Here is a 16,109-nt window from a genome sequence, read left to right on the forward strand (position 1 = left end):
GGCGCGCAGCTCATCGCGTGCCTTTGTTGAGGCAAGTGTAAGCATGCGGACCGCGCCGCACAAGCGAAGGCAGCCAACCAGGTGCGTTTCGCCGAAGAGCGGCAGGCCTGAGCGCCGCGTTGACAAGCCTCTGCCCGGAAATGGAGAATGGCGCCCAACGGCCCAGGCACACAACGAGGCCGAACAGGGGATGCCCGATGCCGGAACCGGCTCGTTTCATCGTGGTCGGCGGCGGCACGGCCGGCTGGCTGGCGGCGTTTGTGCTGCAGGACAAAATCCGCCGCCTGAAGCTCGATGCGCGGGTCGTCGTGGTCGAATCGTCGAAGATCCCGACCGTTGGCGTCGGCGAGGGCAGCACGGCGGCGCTCCGCGTGCTGATGCAATATTTCAACCTGAACGAATTCGAATTCTTCCGCGAGACGGGCGCGACCTTCAAGCTCGGTATTCGCCACAAGGACTGGCGGCGCAAGGGCTTCACCTATGACGGTCCGATCGACGACCCGCACCAGGTCGTGAAGGCGCCGGATGGCGCGCCCTCGGATTATCTAAACGTCTTCTGCGTCGCCGCCGGCCGCAAGCTGCAGGACATGCATCTGTTCGGCCCGCTGCTCGAACAGAAGAAGGCGCCCTATGCGCTGAAGGAGGATGGCGGCCTGGTGCCGCTCGGACCGTTCCACCATGCCTTCCATTTCGACCAGGCTCTGGTGGGGCGGTTCCTGAAATCGAAGTCGCGCGGCGTCCATGTGGTCGATGCCGCGATCGACGGCGTCATGCGCGACGGCGAGAGCGGCCACATAACCGCGCTGAAGCTCGACACCGGCGAGACGCTCGAAGGAGATTTCTTCGTCGACGCCTCAGGCTTCCGCAAGAGGCTGATCGTCAAGGAGCTGAACGCCCCCTGGATCTCCTACGCCAAGGAGTTGCCCGTCAACCGCGCCCTGCCCTTCTGGATCGACATCAAGCCCGGTGAGGAGATTGCCAACTATACACTGGCCTGGGCGCAGGAAGCCGGCTGGATGTGGCAGATCCCGACCCAGACCCGCTATGGCTGCGGCTATGTCTATTCGGACGAGTTCAAGACGCCGGAGGAGGCGAAGCTCGAAATCGAGCGGGCTCTGGGTCACGAAATCGACGTCCGCGACGACATACGCTTCCAGATCGGCCGCCTGGAGACGCCCTGGCTCGGCAATTGCCTGGCCGTCGGCCTCGCCTCCAGCTTCCTGGAGCCACTGGAGGCGACCTCGATCCACGGCACCGTCGTCCAGCTCATGCTGTTTGCCGAGCGCTATCTGAAGCATCCGGACCGGATGAACAACGACGACCGCGCCGACTACAACCGGCGCATCGGCCGGCAGGTCGACGACTTCCGCACCTTCATCAATACCCACTATGTGACGCAACGCGACGACACGCCGTTCTGGCGCAATGTCCGCGCCGAGCGCCTGCACTCCGAGACCCGCGAGCGCCTCGCCCGCTGGAAGAAGGAAATGCCGCGCCGCGAGCATTTCCCAACCTTTCTGGACGGGCTGCCGCATGTCGAGACGCAACTGCACTATCCGGTGCTCGACGGGCTCGGCCTGCTCGATCCGGCCGTCGCCCGCGCCGAGATGGCAAAGGACCCGGCGCTACGGGCCTTCGCCCGCGACACCGTCGACAGCTTGGTCAAGGAATATCGCTGGGCCGCCGACCGCGCGATCGGCCACGCGGCGTTTCTGGAGCATGTCCGGCGCATGGCGTGAAGCCGCACCGTTTCAGGGTGCGTCGATCGTGTCGGCTCGGGCGGCGCGGTTCGCTGGAGCGCCGTCGAAAAGGATGAGAACCTCGAGCTTGCCATCCTTCGGTCCCAGCGGCAGTAGCGCCTCGGGCTTCGCCCAATCCTTCGGACCGATTTGGTTGCCAGCGATAGTGCCGAGTTTTGTGAGCCTTTTATCGCCGTCCCAGAAGAAGACCGCGTAGTCGTTCGGGCCAATTGGATCGCTCTTGTCGGGATCGGCGGACGGGCCGGCGAGGATCAGGAAGCCGCCGGAATAGGCTACGAGATCGCGCACGCCTCGCCCTTCAAGTCTAAGCTTGGATAGTCGGGCGTCGGCAGCCTTAGTGTCAAATATCGCGTCGAGATTGACGGCGAATACGACAGCAAGCTTGGGATCTTTAGGAGCCAGGGCATCTTCGACGATCGGCGCACGGAGACCTGCATAGAGAACATTGTCTTTAATGGCGACGCCCTCGATGGTCAGGCCATTCTGCTCCAGTCGTTGACCATAGTGGGGCTGCAGTGCTGGATCGCTACTAAGCAGCGGACCCAGATTCACGCTCGGCGTCCCCGTCAGATCTTGATCACGCCTGCAATCGCCGCTTGCCTTCCCAGCATCTTCAACCGAAATCCGGCGCACGATGCTCGACGCCTTGAGCTTGGCCTGGTTTTCGTTCTCGCTGTTCTCTTTTTCCTTGTCGCGCGGATGGCCATGCGAGCCGATCACATAGAAGGCGCCCTTGAAATAGGCGACACCTTCGCCGTCAAGTTCCGCCGGCTTCGTCTTGCCCTTCTTGCTGATGTAGGTCGCGTCGGTCACGCGGATGCAACCGCCGACCGTGATGGAGCCGGTCTCGATCGTGACAGATTGCGCGAACTGGGATTCGTCGTCGACGAGCAGGCAATGACGGGGAAATCCGGCCTCCTCGGCGCAAGCGATGCCACTCAGGTCCTCGCCATCCTGAATGGTACCATCGTCGGTCTTGCCGAGCAGTTTGCCCGTCACGTTGAAGAACGGCCCGCTTTCGGCGACTGCCGGGCCAGGGATGGCGGTGACGAGCGGCATCGCAGCCAAACAGGCAATGATGAGCAGAAAATGCTTCATGACAGCCTCCCAATTTTCACGAATAATACTACGGTCGATTGCATAATAAAATAGATGCTCGTCAGTAGCGTGCTGCATCGCCCAAGGACACCGTCGGCAGATCATGCGAGAAGAGCCGCATGAACGATCCGCTTGCTTTCGCCCTCGCCGTTCTCGCCTTGCTCGCCGTGCCGGGGCCGACCAACACCTTGCTAGCCGCGTCAGGCGCCACTGCCGGGTTTCGTCGCTCCTTGCGGCTGCTGCCGGCGGAGCTTGGCGGCTACTGGGTCGCGATCGGCGTGCTGCTCCTGGTCATCGGTCTGCTGGCGGCGGCTCATCCCTTCGTCCCGATCCTGTCGAAGCTGGTGGCGAGCCTCTATCTGGTCTATTCGGCGATTTCGCTCTGGCGCGATGCTGGGCGAGGCATGATGGAAGGTGCGGGCCCGATCACCTTCGCTCGCGTCTTCACGACGACGCTTCTGAATCCGAAGGCGCTGATCTTCGCCTTCGCGATCTTCCCGCGCGGCGACATCGCCACGCTGTTGCCTTTTGCCGGATTGTTCTCGGTGCTGGTCGTCATCGTGGCGCAAGGCTGGATTGTCCTTGGCAACGCGATAGCACGTCATGCGGCAGGCCTCGTCACGCCTGCGCGGATCGCCCGCGCCGCGGCACTGGCTCTGGCCGTATTCGCGCTCTGGATCGGTGGATCAGCACTCGCCGCTGCGCTGTCCTGACGTCAGAGCCCGGCGAGGATCGTCCGGTAGATCGCGACGCTCTCGGCGATCCTGACCGTCTCGCAATATTCATCGGTCTTGTGCGCCATATCCGGATCGCCCGGCCCGCAAATCAATGTCGGCGGGAATCCGAGGGCCGGGGTGAAGACGGAGGCATCCGTGAAGTAATTGGCGCTCGCGGCCTCAGTTGGCCGGCCGGTAGCCGACGAGACGGCGGCCGCCATCTTCGCCATGATGGCCCCAGCCGGATCGGACCAGACCGAAGGCAGATCAATGATCGTCTCGATCGCCGTCTCCGCGCCCGCCTTCGCCTGAACCTCGCCGCGCACGCTCTCATGGACCAAGCCGGGGATCGAGCGGATATCGACGGTGAATTCGGCACGGTCCGGCACGGAGTTGATGTTCTGACCGCCGGATATCGTGCCGATATTCAGCGTCGGCTTGCCCATGATCGGATGGTCGTCGATCCCGAAATCGAATGTCTCCAGCCGAAGCACGCTGCGCGCTGCCTTGTAGATGGCGTTGTCGCCCAGATGTGGCGTCGAACCATGGGCTGTGACGCCGCGACAGCCGCAGCGCAGCCAGAGCGCGCCCTTGTGGCCGGCGAGGAAACGGTTCGCGGTGGGTTCGCCGACAACGATCGCGCTGATTTCGCCAAGCTTCCCTTCGGCCACCAGATACTGCGCACCCTCCGAACCCGTCTCCTCGCCGCCGGTGAAGGCCAGGACGAGCGCGCCGCGCTCCCGAATGCGATCCGCTTCGGCGATCGCCGCCGCTACCATCGCCGCGACGCCGGCCTTCATATCTGTCGTGCCGCGGCCATAGATGCGCCCGTCCCGGATTTCGCCGCCGAAGGGATCGACGCTCCAGTCCACCGTTCCGAGCGGCACCGTGTCGACATGGCCGGTGAAGAGCGTGGCCGGCCCCTCGTCGCCGATGCGGGCCACCAGATTGGTTCGCCCCTCGCCGAAACTTTGGACGCGGACGGAAAAGCCGGCATCGCTGAGAGTGTCGGCGAGAAGCGTCGTCGCAGCGGCCTCATGGCCCGGCGGATTGCGCGTGTCGATGCGGACGAGATCGCGCGTGAGAAGGACGGGATCGATCAAAGCGGCGCTCCATGGACCGGCGTCGGGATGCCTTCCATCCGCGCCTTGATCTGCAGCGCCAGGAACTTCGAGAAATAGCGCTGCAGTGCCAGATTGCCGCCCTGGAACCAGAGCGCTTCCTGAACGGTCGGCTTGTACATGTTGCGCGGCTCGCCATGCCACGGCCCCGGATCGCCGCGCGTGCCCGAGCCGAGGCCCCAGCAGGTGCCGATGCGGTCGGCAATGTCGCGGTTGACGATCCTGGCTACCACCTCATGCATCGACTGGAAGCCCGTCGATTGGATGATCACGTCGGCGTCGATCTCGGTTCCGTCGGCGAAGCGGATGCCCGTAGGCGTCAGCCCCTCGATGGCAACGCCGCTCTTCACCTTGATCTCGCCGTCGATGATGAGCTGCGAAGCGCCGACATCGACATAGTAGCCCGAGCCGGTGCGATAGGCCTTCATCATCAGCCCGGTCTCGTCCTCGCCGAAATCGAGCAGGAATCCAGTCGCGGCGAGTTTTGCGTAGAACTCGGCGTCATAGGCACGGATCTTGTCATAGAGCGCGCGCTGCGCGGCCGGCTGGAGGGCGAAGGGCGTCGCCATGGCGAGGAGATCGGCCTTGTCGACGGAGAGGCCGCTATCGGCGGCTTCCTGCGAATAGATGTCGAAGGCAAAATCCGTCAGCGTCTGCGAGCGCACGACCGTCGTCGGCGAGCGCTGCACCATGGTCACGTCGACGCCGGCCTCCCAGAGATCGACAGCGACGTCATGGGCTGAACTGGCGGCACCGATCACGACGGCGCGTTTTCCCGCATATTTCGCAGCTTCCGAATACTCGCTCGAATGGATCAGCTCGCCGCCGAAATCCTCAGCGCCAGCAAGGCTCAGGCGCTTCGGCGGGCCATAGGCCCCGGTCGCGAAGACGAGTTGCGCGGGGTGGAGCGTCACCTTCATGCCATCGCGGATCAGCTCGACGGTCCAGCGCTTGGCCTCGGGGTCGTACACCGCCTTCTGCGCCTCGGTGGAGCCCCAATAGGTCAGCTCCATCGCGTTCACATAGAATTCCAGCCAGTCGCCCATCTTGTCCTTGGGCGTGAAGATCGGCCAGTTCTCGGGAAATGGCATATAGGGCAGGTGATCGTACCAGACCGGGTCGTGCAGCACGAGCGAGCGGTAGCGGTTGCGCCAGCTATCGCCGGCCTTCGGGTTCTTCTCGACGATGATGGTCGGCACGCCGAGCATCTTCAGCCGCGCGCCGATCATGATGCCGCCCTGCCCACCGCCGATGACGAGGCAATAGGGCTGGACGCCGGCGCCGAGCTCCGCTTCCTCGCGGGCGCGCTTCTCCGTCCAGGTCTCGCGGCTCCGGTCGGCGCCGTGGCGCACGCCCTTCGGCCTCCGCGCGCCGATCGGCTCCTCGAAGCCCTTGAGCTCGGTCAGCGTCGTCAGGATCGTGCGGCCCTTGCCGCCTTCGAGGCGGAAGATGCCCTCCCCGCGTCCGGTCTTCGTCTCGAAGGTGAACCAGGCCTCCACCATGCCGGAGGGCTTGCGATCGGCGCGGGTTACCTTCCATGCAGATGGTTCGGTCCCTGGCAGCGTCGCAGCCAGGAAGTCGCGGATCGCCGCCTTGCCCTCGAAGGTCTTCACGTTCCAGCTGAAGGCGACGAAGTCGCGCCAGTAGCAATCCTCGCCGAACAGGGCGAGCGCCGCGTCGATGTCTATTCGGTCGAGGGCGCCGGCGAGCGCAGCCATCCAGCTCGCCGCATCGGTTTCCGGAGCCGTGTCGTGCATGCGTCTTTCCTCAATGCGTGGCCGGCGGGGAAGCGCCGCCTGAAATGATAAGCCGGCTCTCAGTCGCCAAGCGGCTCAAGAACGCGGCCCTTGCGATGGTTGAGCACGTTGTACTTGATCCGCCGCAGCGTCTCGCGTGCCGACGGGTCGAGCCGGTAGCCGACCGCGACCGAGACGAGGTCGATGATCGCCAGGAAGGCAAATCGCGAGGCGGTGGGCTTCAGCGCATCGGGATATTCCGGCACCTCGGCGGTGAGCGCAATATCGCAGGCGCGGGTGAGATCCGTGTCCGGCGCCGTGATGGCAATGACGTGGGCGCCGTAATGCCTTGCAAGCTCCACCGCCTCAACGAGTTCGCGCGTGCGGCCGGTGGCGGAAATCGCGATCACCACGTCATTCGGCTTCAGCGTTGAGGCCATCATCAGCATTGCATAGGGATCGGATTGGGCCGAAACGACGACGCCATACCGGAACAGGCGGTTTTGCGTTTCACTCGCGAGCGACGTCGAGCTACCGCCAAGTCCGAAGACGGCGACCTGATGCGCGGCGGCAATCATTTCGGCCGCGCCGACGACGAGTGCCGGATCGAGCTGCCGCTCGACCGCATCCAGCGCGTTCCGGGCCTCGCCGAAGACGACGTTCCAAAGCGGCGAACCATTCTCCGCCGGCAACGGGCGCGGACCCGTCTGGAGATAGAGCTGGCCGACGACGACGCTCTGCGCCAGCTTCACCTTGAAATCGCGTACGCCCTCGCAGCCGATTGCGCGGCAGAAGCGGGTAACGGTCGGCTCGCTGACGCCGGCCTGCCGGGCAATGTCGGCATTCGAAGCGTCGACGCAGAAACCGACATCGGCGAGCACCGTATCGGCGACGCGGCGCTCGGCCGGGCGAAGGTCGTTGTAACGATCCTTGACGCGGGAAAGGATGTCCGGGATCGGCTTCGACGGAGCGGCGACACCCCGGCCGGACCTACGCCGGCGCTTGCCTTCCTCGGAAGGATCGGACCTGGATTCCATCGTCGTCCCCTGCCCCTCCCCGCCGGGATTATGGAGCCGGCCAAGGCGACAAAATCGGCATTTTCTGCCGTTATGGATGGCAGGATGTCGGAAACTTACAAACCCCGCAAGCGTCAATTCGCTCAAAAAATCAGCAAGATCGATGGATGCCCCGAATGTCGTCGCCGCCTCTTGACTTGCGATGTAGGTTACTCACAGATTTAGCCTACGCGACGTTATAACGAGCGCGTTCCGCCGGAAAAATGGCGGGCCAGGGAATGTGGGGGTGCCATGACAGGACCAAGTCCGGCCATGCCGAAGCTGCGCGTGCGCGGCGCGACCAAGGTCTATGAAACACGGTCCGGCGACCTGATCGCGCTCGATCGCTGCTCGCTCGACGTCATGCCCGGCGAAATCGTTTCGATCGTCGGCCCCTCCGGTTGCGGCAAGACCACTTTGCTCTGGTCCATGTCGGGACTGCATGGCCTGACCGGTGGCGACGTGCTGCTGGACGGCAAGCCGATCACCGGGCCGAGCCCTTCGATCGGCATGGTGTTCCAGGAAGCCAATCTGCTGCCCTGGCGCAATCTCGATTCCAACATCCATTTCCCCTTCGAGATCAAGGGTGAGAAACCGGACCGCGAATGGATCGCGAGCCTCGTCGCCCGCGTCGGACTAGACGGGTTCGGCGGGCGCTTTCCGCGCGAACTTTCCGGTGGCATGCAGCAGCGCGCCGCGCTGGTCCGCGCCCTCTCGTTCAAGCCCTCCGTGCTGCTGATGGACGAACCCTTCGGCGCGCTCGATAGCTTCACCCGCGAGGAGATGAACCATCTCGTCGAGGAAATCTGGCTCGATACGCCGACAACGATCGTGCTCATCACCCATTCGATCGAGGAGGCGATCTTCCTTTCGGACCGCGTCGTGGTGCTGTCGCCGCGCCCCGGCCGCGTAGCCAATATCTATGAGGTGCCGTTCCCGAGGCCGCGCTCGATGGAGATCATGGAAACGAAGGAGGTGTTCGACCTGACCAACGCGATCAAGCGCGAGATCGTCGGCGAGCAGAAGAGCCGCTATGCCGCGCGGGCATCGTCTCTCGCTATTTCCGAACCGACAAGCTGAGGGCCCGAGCGTGAGCGAAGACGCTATCCCCGAGTTCAAATCCGCAAAATCGGGCGACGGTTCCGAGGTCGGGCTCACCAATCTCTCCGCCTTTTCCAGCGGTCCCGGCATCAAGTCCGCCCGGGAAGTTCTCGCGATTGTCCTTGTCGCCGTGATCGTGATCGGCGGCGCCGAGTTCCTGATCCGCGCCTTCAAGGTTCCGCCCTATGTGCTGCCGACGCCGAGCGCTGTGGCCGTTGCCTTCTACACCGACATTCACCTGATCCTGCCGCATCTGGGCTACACGCTGGTCGAACTCTTCGCCGGCTTCGCGATCGGTGCCACGGTCGGTCTGGTCATGGCGGCGGTGATCACGCAGTTCCCCTTCGTCGAGAAAGTGGTGACGCCCTACATCCTGCTGCTGGTGACGACGCCGATGCTGGCGCTGGTGCCGCTTTTGATCCTGCGCTTCGGCTTCGGCTACACGCCCCGCATCATCGCGGTGGCGTTGGCCGCCGGGCCGATGGTGATGATCAATGCCGCTACCGGTTTTCGCCGGGTCGATCGCGGCAAGATCGCGCTGGCCCGCTCCTATGGCGCCTCGACATTGCAGATCTTCTGGAAGATCCGCGCCCCGATGGCGCTGCCGATGATCCTGGTCGGCTTGATGATCGGATCGATCTTCGGCCTGCTCACCGCTGTCGGCGCAGAAATGGTTGGCGGCGGTTTCGGCCTCGGCAACCGGCTGACATCCTATTCCTCGATGATCCAGATGCCGCAGTTCTTCGCCGTGGTGCTGATCCTCTCGATCCTCGGAATTCTCATCTACGTCCTCTTCTTCTGGATCGGGAAGAAGTGGGCGAGCTGGGAAGCATAACGTCACGAAAAAACAGGGACTTCCGGACATCCAACCAGTCCGGCTGAACGCAAGAACGACAATCAGAGGGGTAACTGCCATGATGAAGCGACCGACGACCGGCGGCATGAGCCGCAGGACCTTCCTTCAGGTTTCCGCCACCGGTGTCATCACCGTGTCTGCGCTTGGCGGTTTCGCGGGCCGGGCTTCGGCCGCGCCCTATGACAAGGCGTTCACCTGGATCTCGCCACGCGGCACGCTGGAAGTCCTCGACGACTTCCCGTTCTGGGCCGGCAAGAAGCAGGGCTATTTCGAAGGCCTCGACGTCGAGATGCAGCCCGGCCCGTCCGACGGCACGGCGACCGTGAAATTCGTCGATGTCGGCCAGGCCGATATGGGCTTCCCCTCTCCGGGCGTCTTCTCCTTCGCGCTGCAGAACGGGATGAAGCTGAAGTCCGTGTTCCACATGGGCGCGCTCGACACCTTCTCCATCGCCTTCCGCAAGGGCGAAGGCTCGAACGATCTGAAGAAGCTCGAAGGCAAGACCATCCTGCTCGGTTCGGCCGCCTGGCAGTCGATCGTCGACCCGATGCTGTTCGCTCAGGGCGTCGACGTCACGAAGGTTAAATATGTCGAGGCCGGCTGGCCTACCTGGGCGACAGCACTGCAGGCGGGACAGGGCGATGCCGCGCTTTCCTGGGAAGGGCTTCGCGCCGAGTGGATCGCAAAGGGCCTCGACTTCGAATATTGGCTCGGCGTCCAGCACTCCAAACTCCCGGCCAATACGTTCGTCGTCCGCGCCGCAGATCTCGAGGATCCGGACAAGAAGGCGTACCTGGAGAAGTATCTCAAGGGATGGGCAATGGGCCTGCAGTTCGGCTATCTGAATCCGCGCGCCGCGGTCGAGGCGGTGTTCGAGCAGTTCCCGACGCTGGCCACCAATCTCGGCCCCGAACTCGGCACCTCGTCGATCCTCGAGCAGATCAACGTCTTCCGCGGCGACATGGCGAAGCGCGGCGGCTGGGGCTGGCACGACATGTCGAGCTGGCAGGATTTTTTCAACGTCGTCTACAAGCTCGGCCAGATCAAGACCGAGGTGAAGGCCGAGGATGTCTGCACCAACGAGCTGATCAAGCCCGCCAACAGCTATGACGCCGCCAAGGTCCAGGCCGACGCCGATGGCTACAAGCTGACCGACGCCTTCCAGAAGGTCGACGTCGAGAAGATCAAGTCGACCATGTTCGACCAGGCGATCAAGTAACGCGGCTCCCGAAGAGTCCGGGGCGAGCGGCGTTCGCGCCGCTCGCGATCCTATGTTGAAGGGAGGAATGAATGCCTGCACCCGTGAAAGTTCTCGTCGTCGGCCTCGGCAATATGGGCGCCTCGCATGCGAGCGCCTATCATCGCAATCCCGGCTTCGAGATCGTCGGCCTGATGAGCCCGACCATGAAGAGCCGGTCGATCCCGGCGGAACTCACCGGCTATCCGCTGTTCGAGGATTTCGACGAGGCCTTAGCGGCGACCAAGCCGGATGCGGTCTCGATCAACTCCTACCCGGACACCCACGCGGAATATGCGATCAAGGCGATGAATGCCGGCGCCCATGTCTTCATGGAAAAGCCGATCGCGACCAATATCGCCGATGCCGAGGCGGTCGTCGCCGTGGCACGGGCGAAGAACCGCAAGCTGGTGCTCGGTTATATCCTCCGCGTCCACCCATCCTGGATCAAGTTCATCGAACTTGGTCAGACGCTCGGCAAGCCGCTGGTCATGCGGCTCAATCTCAACCAGCAGAGCAACGGTCCCGCCTGGACCTGGCACAAGAACCTGATCGACTCGCTGATCCCGATCGTCGATTGCGGCGTCCACTATGTCGACGTCATGTGCCAGCTCACCGGCGCCAAGCCGGTGCGGGTCCACGGCATTGGCGCCAAGCTCTGGGCCGACGCGGCGCAGCAGAATTACGGCCATCTCCACGTCACCTTCGATGACGGCTCAGTCGGCTGGTACGAAGCCGGCTGGGGTCCGATGATGAGCGAGGAAGCCTTCTTCGTGAAGGACGTCGTCGGTCCCAAGGGCGCTGTCTCGATCGTCGCGGATCATTCGAAGGACAAGGACCCGCTGACCGACGTCTCGGATTCTGCGGATATCGACCGCCACACGAAGACGGACGCGATCCGGTACCACCATGCCGAGGTGGGCCCCGACAAGAACTTCATCCGCAAGGACGAGACCTTCTCAATGACCGACGAGCCGGGGCACCAAGAGCTCTGCGACCGCGAGCAGGCCTTCTTCCTGCAGGCGATCCAGGAGGATCTGGACCTCTCGGAATCGATGGATGCGGCCGTGAACAGCCTGCGCATCGTGCTTGCCGCCGAGCAGAGCATCAAGGAACAGCGCTCGATCGACCTCGCGTAAGAACAGCCCCCAACGCCACGGGCGACCCCGGTCCGGGAGGATGACCGGGGCCGTCCGGGCTGCCCGCCTCAGGCGGCCGCCTGGCGCTTCGCGCCGCGGGCCCAGGCCGGCAGCCAGTCGCCATGCGCGGCGATGAGGTCGTCGACGAGATTCCAAATCTGGTCGAGGTCGAGTTCGGCCGCCGTGTGCGGATCGAGCATGGCCGCGTGATAGATGTGATCCCGGTTTTCGTTGAGCAGCGCCGAGACGGTCAGTTCCTGGACGTTGATGTTGGTACGCATCAGGCCCGTCAATTGCGGCGGCAGCGCGCCGATATGGGTCGGCTGGATGCCTGACGCGTCGACGAGGCACGGCACCTCGACGGCGCATCCCTCCGGCAGCGACGTGATCAGGCCACTGTTGCGAACGTTGCCGTAGATGACCGAGGGCTCGCCGGTCCAGACCGAATTGACGATCGACGAGGCGTATTCGTGGCTCGCCTTGACCTCGATCGTATTGGCCTTGCGGTAATCGTCCGCCGTCTGCTGCCAGCGCGCGATCTGCTCGACGCAGCGCTTGGGATATTCGTCGAGCGGAATGCCGAATTTCTCGATCAGATCCTCGCGCCCTTCCTTGATGAAATAAGGCGTGTATTCGGCGAAATGCTCCGAGCTCTCGGTGACGAAATAGCCAAGCCGCGTCAGCATCTCGTAGCGCACCTTGTTGGGGCAGCGCGGATTCCAAGTCGGCTTCGGCGCCCTGCCCTCGCGATAGGCACGCAGGAGATCAGGATAGAGATCGCGATAGGAGCCGTCGGGCTGCCGGTGCTCGAAGGATAGATAGAACGCCATGTGGTTGATGCCGGCGGCGCGGTAGCGGATCTCGTCATAGGGAATATCGAGATCGTGAGCCAACTCAAGAGCGGTGCCCTGCACGGAATGGCACAGGCCCACCTGACGGATGGTCGGGAACTTCGCGGTGATCGCCCAGGTGTTGATCGCCATCGGGTTCACATATTGCAGCATGATCGCGTTCGGGCAGACGGCGAGAATGTCCTCGCAGATCTTCCAGAGATGCGGCACGGTCCTGAGGCCGCGCATGATGCCGCCGACGCCGAGCGTATCGGCGATCGTGTGGCGGAGGCCGTATTTCTTCGGCACCTCGAAATCGGTGACCGTCGCTGGCTCATAGCCGCCGATCTGGAAGCAGACGACGACGAAATCCGCTCCTTCCAGCGCTTGCCTCTGGTTGCCATAGGTTTCGACCTTGGCACCCACGCCCAGCGTCGAGATCAGTTTGTTGGCGATGACGGCGCTCATCTCCAGCCGCTCGGGGTTGATGTCCATGAGCGCGATGGTGGCCTCTCCCAGCGCCGGACGCTGCAGGATGTCACCGACGATGTTCTTCATGAAGACCGACGAACCGGCGCCGATAAAGGTGATCTTGGGTTTGGACATGGACAAGTCTCCGAGCGTTACGGCCGCCGGGCCGGGAGGATCAGGCGGCGATTTCAAAGGCGGCCCGCACGAGGCGAGCGGTGTAGTCGTTCTTGGGACGCGTGAGGACCTCGGCGACGGGACCCTCCTCGACGATTCTGCCGTGCTGCATCACCATCACGCGGTGACAGAGCGCGCGCACGACCTTCAGATCATGCGAGATGAACAGATAGGAGAGGCCTTTCTCGTCCTGCAGCTTGCGCAGCAGATCGATGATCTGGGCCTGAACCGAAAGGTCGAGCGCCGAGGTCGGCTCGTCGAGCAGGATGAATTCCGGCTCCAGAGCGATGGCGCGGGCGATGGCGATGCGCTGGCGCTGGCCGCCGGAGAATTCATGCGGAAAGCGCGACAGGATCGTGTCGGGCATGCCGGAATCGCGCAGCGCCTGCTTGACCCGTTCGAGCCGATCCTTGCGGCCGTCGCCGATCGAATTGACGATCAGCCCTTCCTCGATGATCTGGCCGATCGACATGCGCGGATTGAGCGAGGCCAACGGGTCCTGGAACACGATCTGCATGCGCGAGCGCAGCGGCCGCATCTCCTGGCGCGTCTTCTGGTCGATGCGCTCGCCGTCGAAGATCACCTCGCCGCTCTGCATGGAGAGCAGACGGATCAGCGCCTGGCCGAAGGTCGTCTTGCCAGAGCCGCTCTCGCCGACGAGGCCGAGCGTCTCGTGCTTGCGCAGATCCAAGCTGAGCCCGTCGACGGCGACCAAGTTGAAATAGTCGGGCTTGAACATGCCGCCGCGCTTCAGCGTGAAGGCGACGCGGACATTCTTGCCCTCCAGGATCACCGGCGTATTCACGGGCAGCGGATTGGCGATGCCCTTCGGCTCGGACGCCAACAGATGGCGCGTATAGCTGTGGCGGGGATCGGCGAACAGCGACTCGGTGGTATTGTGCTCCTTCACCTCGCCGGACTGCATGACATAAACGTAATCGGAGAACTGTCGGACGATCGTCAGATCATGCGTGATCAGGATCACCGCCATGCCGTGGCGGGCTTGCAGGTCCTTGATCAGGTTCAGGATCTGCGCCTGCACGGTGACGTCGAGCGCCGTCGTCGGCTCGTCGGCGATCAGCACGTCGGGCTGGTTGGCGAGCGCCATGGCGATCATGACTCGCTGGCGCTGGCCGCCGGATAACTGGTGCGGGAACTGGCGCAAACGCGCGTCCGGCTCCGGGATCTGCACTTCCTCCAGCAGGTCGCGCGCCCGCTTGATCGCCTCGACGCGGCTGACCTTGTTGTGGAGATGGATGACCTCGGTGATCTGCTTCCCGATCGAATAGACCGGGTTCAGCGAGCTCATCGGCTCCTGGAAGATCATCGAGAACCGATTTCCCCGCAGGTTCCGCATCTGCGCCTCGCTGAATTCGAGGATGTTCTTGCCCTCGAATTCGATGCGCGCGCCCTTCGCGATCGTGGCACGTTTCGAGAGCAGCCCCATGAGCGTGCGCGCCGTCACCGACTTGCCGGAGCCGGATTCGCCGACGATGGCGATCGTCTCGCCGCGATGGAGCTGGAAGGAGACGTCCTTCACCGCCTCTACCGTGCCGCCCTCGACCCTGAAATTGACGGCGACGCCGCGGGCATCGAGCATCAGCCGGCGGCCGTGCTGGTTCAGGTCGTAGCGTTCGGTCGGCGCGAAGGGATTGGCGGTCTCGCTCATGGCCGGCGCCTCAATAGGGGTCGATCGCGTCGCGCAGACCATCGCCGAGCGCGTTGAACGCGAAGACGGTGAGCAGCACGAAGCCGACAGGGGAAAGGATCCAGGGATAGGAGCCGATGACGGAGAAGGAGCCGGTATCCTGAAGCATCAGGCCCCAGGAGATCAGCGGCGGCTTCACCGCGAAGCCGAGGAAACCGAGGAAAGATTCGAGCAGCACGATCGCCGGAATGGCGAGCGTGACCGACACGATGACATGGGAGAGTACATTCGGCAGGATATGGCGGAAGATGATGCGCCCGTCGCCGGCGCCGACAGCCATCGCCGCCCGCACATATTCGACGCGCGCCAGCGCCAGCGTCTTGCCGCGCACCTCGCGCGACAGCTGCGCCCAGCCGAGCGCCGCCATCACGGCGATGACGAAGGCAAGGAAGATGTTGGACGGCGCCGTGATCGGAATCAGCGAGGTCAGCGCCAGGTACAGCGGCAATTGTGGGAAGGCGAGCACGAGATCGACGAAGCGCTGCACCCAGCCATCGACGCGCCCGCCGAGATAGCCGGAGGTGATGCCGATCGAGGTGCCGACGCTCGTGGTGATGAACACCACGACGAGCGCGATCATCAACGAGATGCGCGATCCGACGATGGCGCGCGAAAGGATGTCGCGGCCAAATTTGTCGGTGCCGAGCAAGTGCACCGAACGGCCGTCGACCGAGCCGAAAAGATGCCGGTTCGCCGGGATCAGGCCGAGGATGCGATAGTCGAAACCCTTCACGAACAGGCCGAGAAGATGCGGATTGGCGAAATCCGGTCCCGTCATCGGCTGGAATGTTACCGGATCGAACTCGCCGGTTTCAACCACGGGATAGATGCGCGGCACGAAGGTGAAGGCGCCATCGGCGGCGCGGAAGCTGACCGTCTCCGGCGGGGCGAAGCCGATGCCGTTCTCCTTCGGATTGACCGGAGCGACGAAGTCGGCGAACAGCGCCATCAGGATCAGCCCGACGACCATGACGAGGCCGATCATGCCGATCACCGAGCGACGGAACCGCCGCCAGACCAGCGCGAAATAGCCTTCATTGCCATGGGCGAAGCGAGCCTGGACTACGACGGGCGCGGCTTCCATTTCGGGGCGGACTTTGCCGGCGA

The 16,109-nt window shown here is 63.7% G+C and carries 13 protein-coding genes; 6 read left to right on the plus strand and 7 right to left on the minus strand.

Features of this window, described 5'->3' with window-relative positions:
- Nucleotides 1–197 precede the first annotated feature (197 nt).
- Complete coding sequence (locus tag OSH05_RS15885) at nt 198–1,739, plus strand: tryptophan halogenase family protein (protein WP_165801579.1); 1,542 nt, start codon at nt 198–200, stop codon at nt 1,737–1,739.
- 12 nt (nt 1,740–1,751) lie between these two features.
- Here OSH05_RS15885 and OSH05_RS15890 read toward each other — a convergent pair whose 3' ends face one another.
- Nucleotides 1,752–2,858, minus strand: coding sequence for a DUF3616 domain-containing protein (locus OSH05_RS15890; protein WP_165801580.1), 1,107 nt, complete (start codon nt 2,856–2,858; stop codon nt 1,752–1,754).
- Between the two features lie 119 nt (nt 2,859–2,977).
- On the opposite strand from OSH05_RS15890, the gene OSH05_RS15895 reads away from it, so the two are divergent.
- Nucleotides 2,978–3,571 (plus strand): LysE family translocator, encoded by a 594-nt coding sequence (locus OSH05_RS15895; RefSeq protein WP_104219054.1) that lies wholly within the window; start codon nt 2,978–2,980, stop codon nt 3,569–3,571.
- A 2-nt stretch (nt 3,572–3,573) separates the two neighbouring features.
- Here OSH05_RS15895 and OSH05_RS15900 read toward each other — a convergent pair whose 3' ends face one another.
- The 3 genes from OSH05_RS15900 to OSH05_RS15910 are packed head-to-tail and all read right to left on the minus strand — an operon-like array spanning nt 3,574 to nt 7,468.
- A complete protein-coding gene (locus OSH05_RS15900) occupies nt 3,574–4,677 on the minus strand; it encodes a M20 family metallopeptidase (RefSeq protein WP_104219055.1) in 1,104 nt (367 codons plus the stop codon).
- Nucleotides 4,674–6,452, minus strand: a complete 1,779-nt coding sequence (locus OSH05_RS15905) for an NAD(P)/FAD-dependent oxidoreductase (RefSeq protein WP_104219056.1) — start codon at nt 6,450–6,452, stop codon at nt 4,674–4,676. Before OSH05_RS15905 ends, OSH05_RS15900 begins: the two co-directional genes overlap by 4 nt.
- 59 nt (nt 6,453–6,511) lie before the next feature.
- The gene (locus tag OSH05_RS15910; RefSeq protein WP_104219057.1) at nt 6,512–7,468 is read right to left on the minus strand and encodes a MurR/RpiR family transcriptional regulator; all 957 of its coding nucleotides are present in this window, start codon (nt 7,466–7,468) and stop codon (nt 6,512–6,514) included.
- A gap of 270 nt (nt 7,469–7,738) precedes the next feature.
- On the opposite strand from OSH05_RS15910, the gene OSH05_RS15915 reads away from it, so the two are divergent.
- From OSH05_RS15915 to OSH05_RS15930, 4 genes are all read left to right on the plus strand, one after another.
- The gene (locus OSH05_RS15915) at nt 7,739–8,566 is read left to right on the plus strand and encodes an ABC transporter ATP-binding protein (RefSeq protein ID WP_104219058.1); all 828 of its coding nucleotides are present in this window, start codon (nt 7,739–7,741) and stop codon (nt 8,564–8,566) included.
- A 10-nt stretch (nt 8,567–8,576) separates the two neighbouring features.
- Complete coding sequence (locus OSH05_RS15920; protein WP_266352581.1) at nt 8,577–9,422, plus strand: ABC transporter permease; 846 nt, start codon at nt 8,577–8,579, stop codon at nt 9,420–9,422.
- 79 nt (nt 9,423–9,501) lie between these two features.
- Complete coding sequence (locus OSH05_RS15925; RefSeq protein ID WP_104219060.1) at nt 9,502–10,662, plus strand: ABC transporter substrate-binding protein; 1,161 nt, start codon at nt 9,502–9,504, stop codon at nt 10,660–10,662.
- Between the two features lie 71 nt (nt 10,663–10,733).
- Entirely contained in the window at nt 10,734–11,819 is a 1,086-nt protein-coding gene (locus tag OSH05_RS15930; RefSeq protein ID WP_104219061.1) for a Gfo/Idh/MocA family protein, read from the plus strand.
- Between the two features lie 68 nt (nt 11,820–11,887).
- On the opposite strand, the gene melA is transcribed toward OSH05_RS15930, so the two are convergent.
- From melA to OSH05_RS15945, 3 genes are read right to left on the minus strand one after another with little or no spacing between them, the layout of a single operon-like run.
- Nucleotides 11,888–13,255, minus strand: coding sequence for an alpha-glucosidase/alpha-galactosidase (gene melA, locus OSH05_RS15935; RefSeq protein ID WP_104219062.1), 1,368 nt, complete (start codon nt 13,253–13,255; stop codon nt 11,888–11,890).
- 40 nt (nt 13,256–13,295) lie between these two features.
- Nucleotides 13,296–14,963 carry an ABC transporter ATP-binding protein gene (locus OSH05_RS15940; RefSeq protein WP_104219063.1) on the minus strand — a complete coding sequence of 556 codons (1,668 nt, stop codon included), beginning with the start codon at nt 14,961–14,963 and terminating at the stop codon, nt 13,296–13,298.
- Nucleotides 14,964–14,973: 10 nt separating this feature from the next.
- Nucleotides 14,974–16,086, minus strand: coding sequence for an ABC transporter permease (locus OSH05_RS15945; protein WP_104219290.1), 1,113 nt, complete (start codon nt 16,084–16,086; stop codon nt 14,974–14,976).
- Nucleotides 16,087–16,109 lie beyond the last annotated feature (23 nt).

It is taken from the genome of Kaistia algarum (assembly GCF_026343945.1).
Taxonomy (GTDB): domain Bacteria; phylum Pseudomonadota; class Alphaproteobacteria; order Rhizobiales; family Kaistiaceae; genus Kaistia; species Kaistia algarum.

Coding starts and splice junctions, on each gene's coding strand:
- OSH05_RS15930 (WP_104219061.1), top strand. CDS start 10,734: ATGCCTGCACCCGTGAAAGTTCTCGTCGTCGGCCTCGGCAATATGGGC.
- OSH05_RS15885 (WP_165801579.1), top strand. CDS start 198: ATGCCGGAACCGGCTCGTTTCATCGTGGTCGGCGGCGGCACGGCCGGC.
- OSH05_RS15925 (WP_104219060.1), top strand. CDS start 9,502: ATGATGAAGCGACCGACGACCGGCGGCATGAGCCGCAGGACCTTCCTT.
- OSH05_RS15905 (WP_104219056.1), bottom strand. CDS start 6,452: ATGCACGACACGGCTCCGGAAACCGATGCGGCGAGCTGGATGGCTGCG.
- OSH05_RS15915 (WP_104219058.1), top strand. CDS start 7,739: ATGACAGGACCAAGTCCGGCCATGCCGAAGCTGCGCGTGCGCGGCGCG.
- OSH05_RS15940 (WP_104219063.1), bottom strand. CDS start 14,963: ATGAGCGAGACCGCCAATCCCTTCGCGCCGACCGAACGCTACGACCTG.
- OSH05_RS15890 (WP_165801580.1), bottom strand. CDS start 2,858: ATGAAGCATTTTCTGCTCATCATTGCCTGTTTGGCTGCGATGCCGCTC.
- OSH05_RS15945 (WP_104219290.1), bottom strand. CDS start 16,086: ATGGAAGCCGCGCCCGTCGTAGTCCAGGCTCGCTTCGCCCATGGCAAT.
- OSH05_RS15910 (WP_104219057.1), bottom strand. CDS start 7,468: ATGGAATCCAGGTCCGATCCTTCCGAGGAAGGCAAGCGCCGGCGTAGG.
- OSH05_RS15895 (WP_104219054.1), top strand. CDS start 2,978: ATGAACGATCCGCTTGCTTTCGCCCTCGCCGTTCTCGCCTTGCTCGCC.
- melA (WP_104219062.1), bottom strand. CDS start 13,255: ATGTCCAAACCCAAGATCACCTTTATCGGCGCCGGTTCGTCGGTCTTC.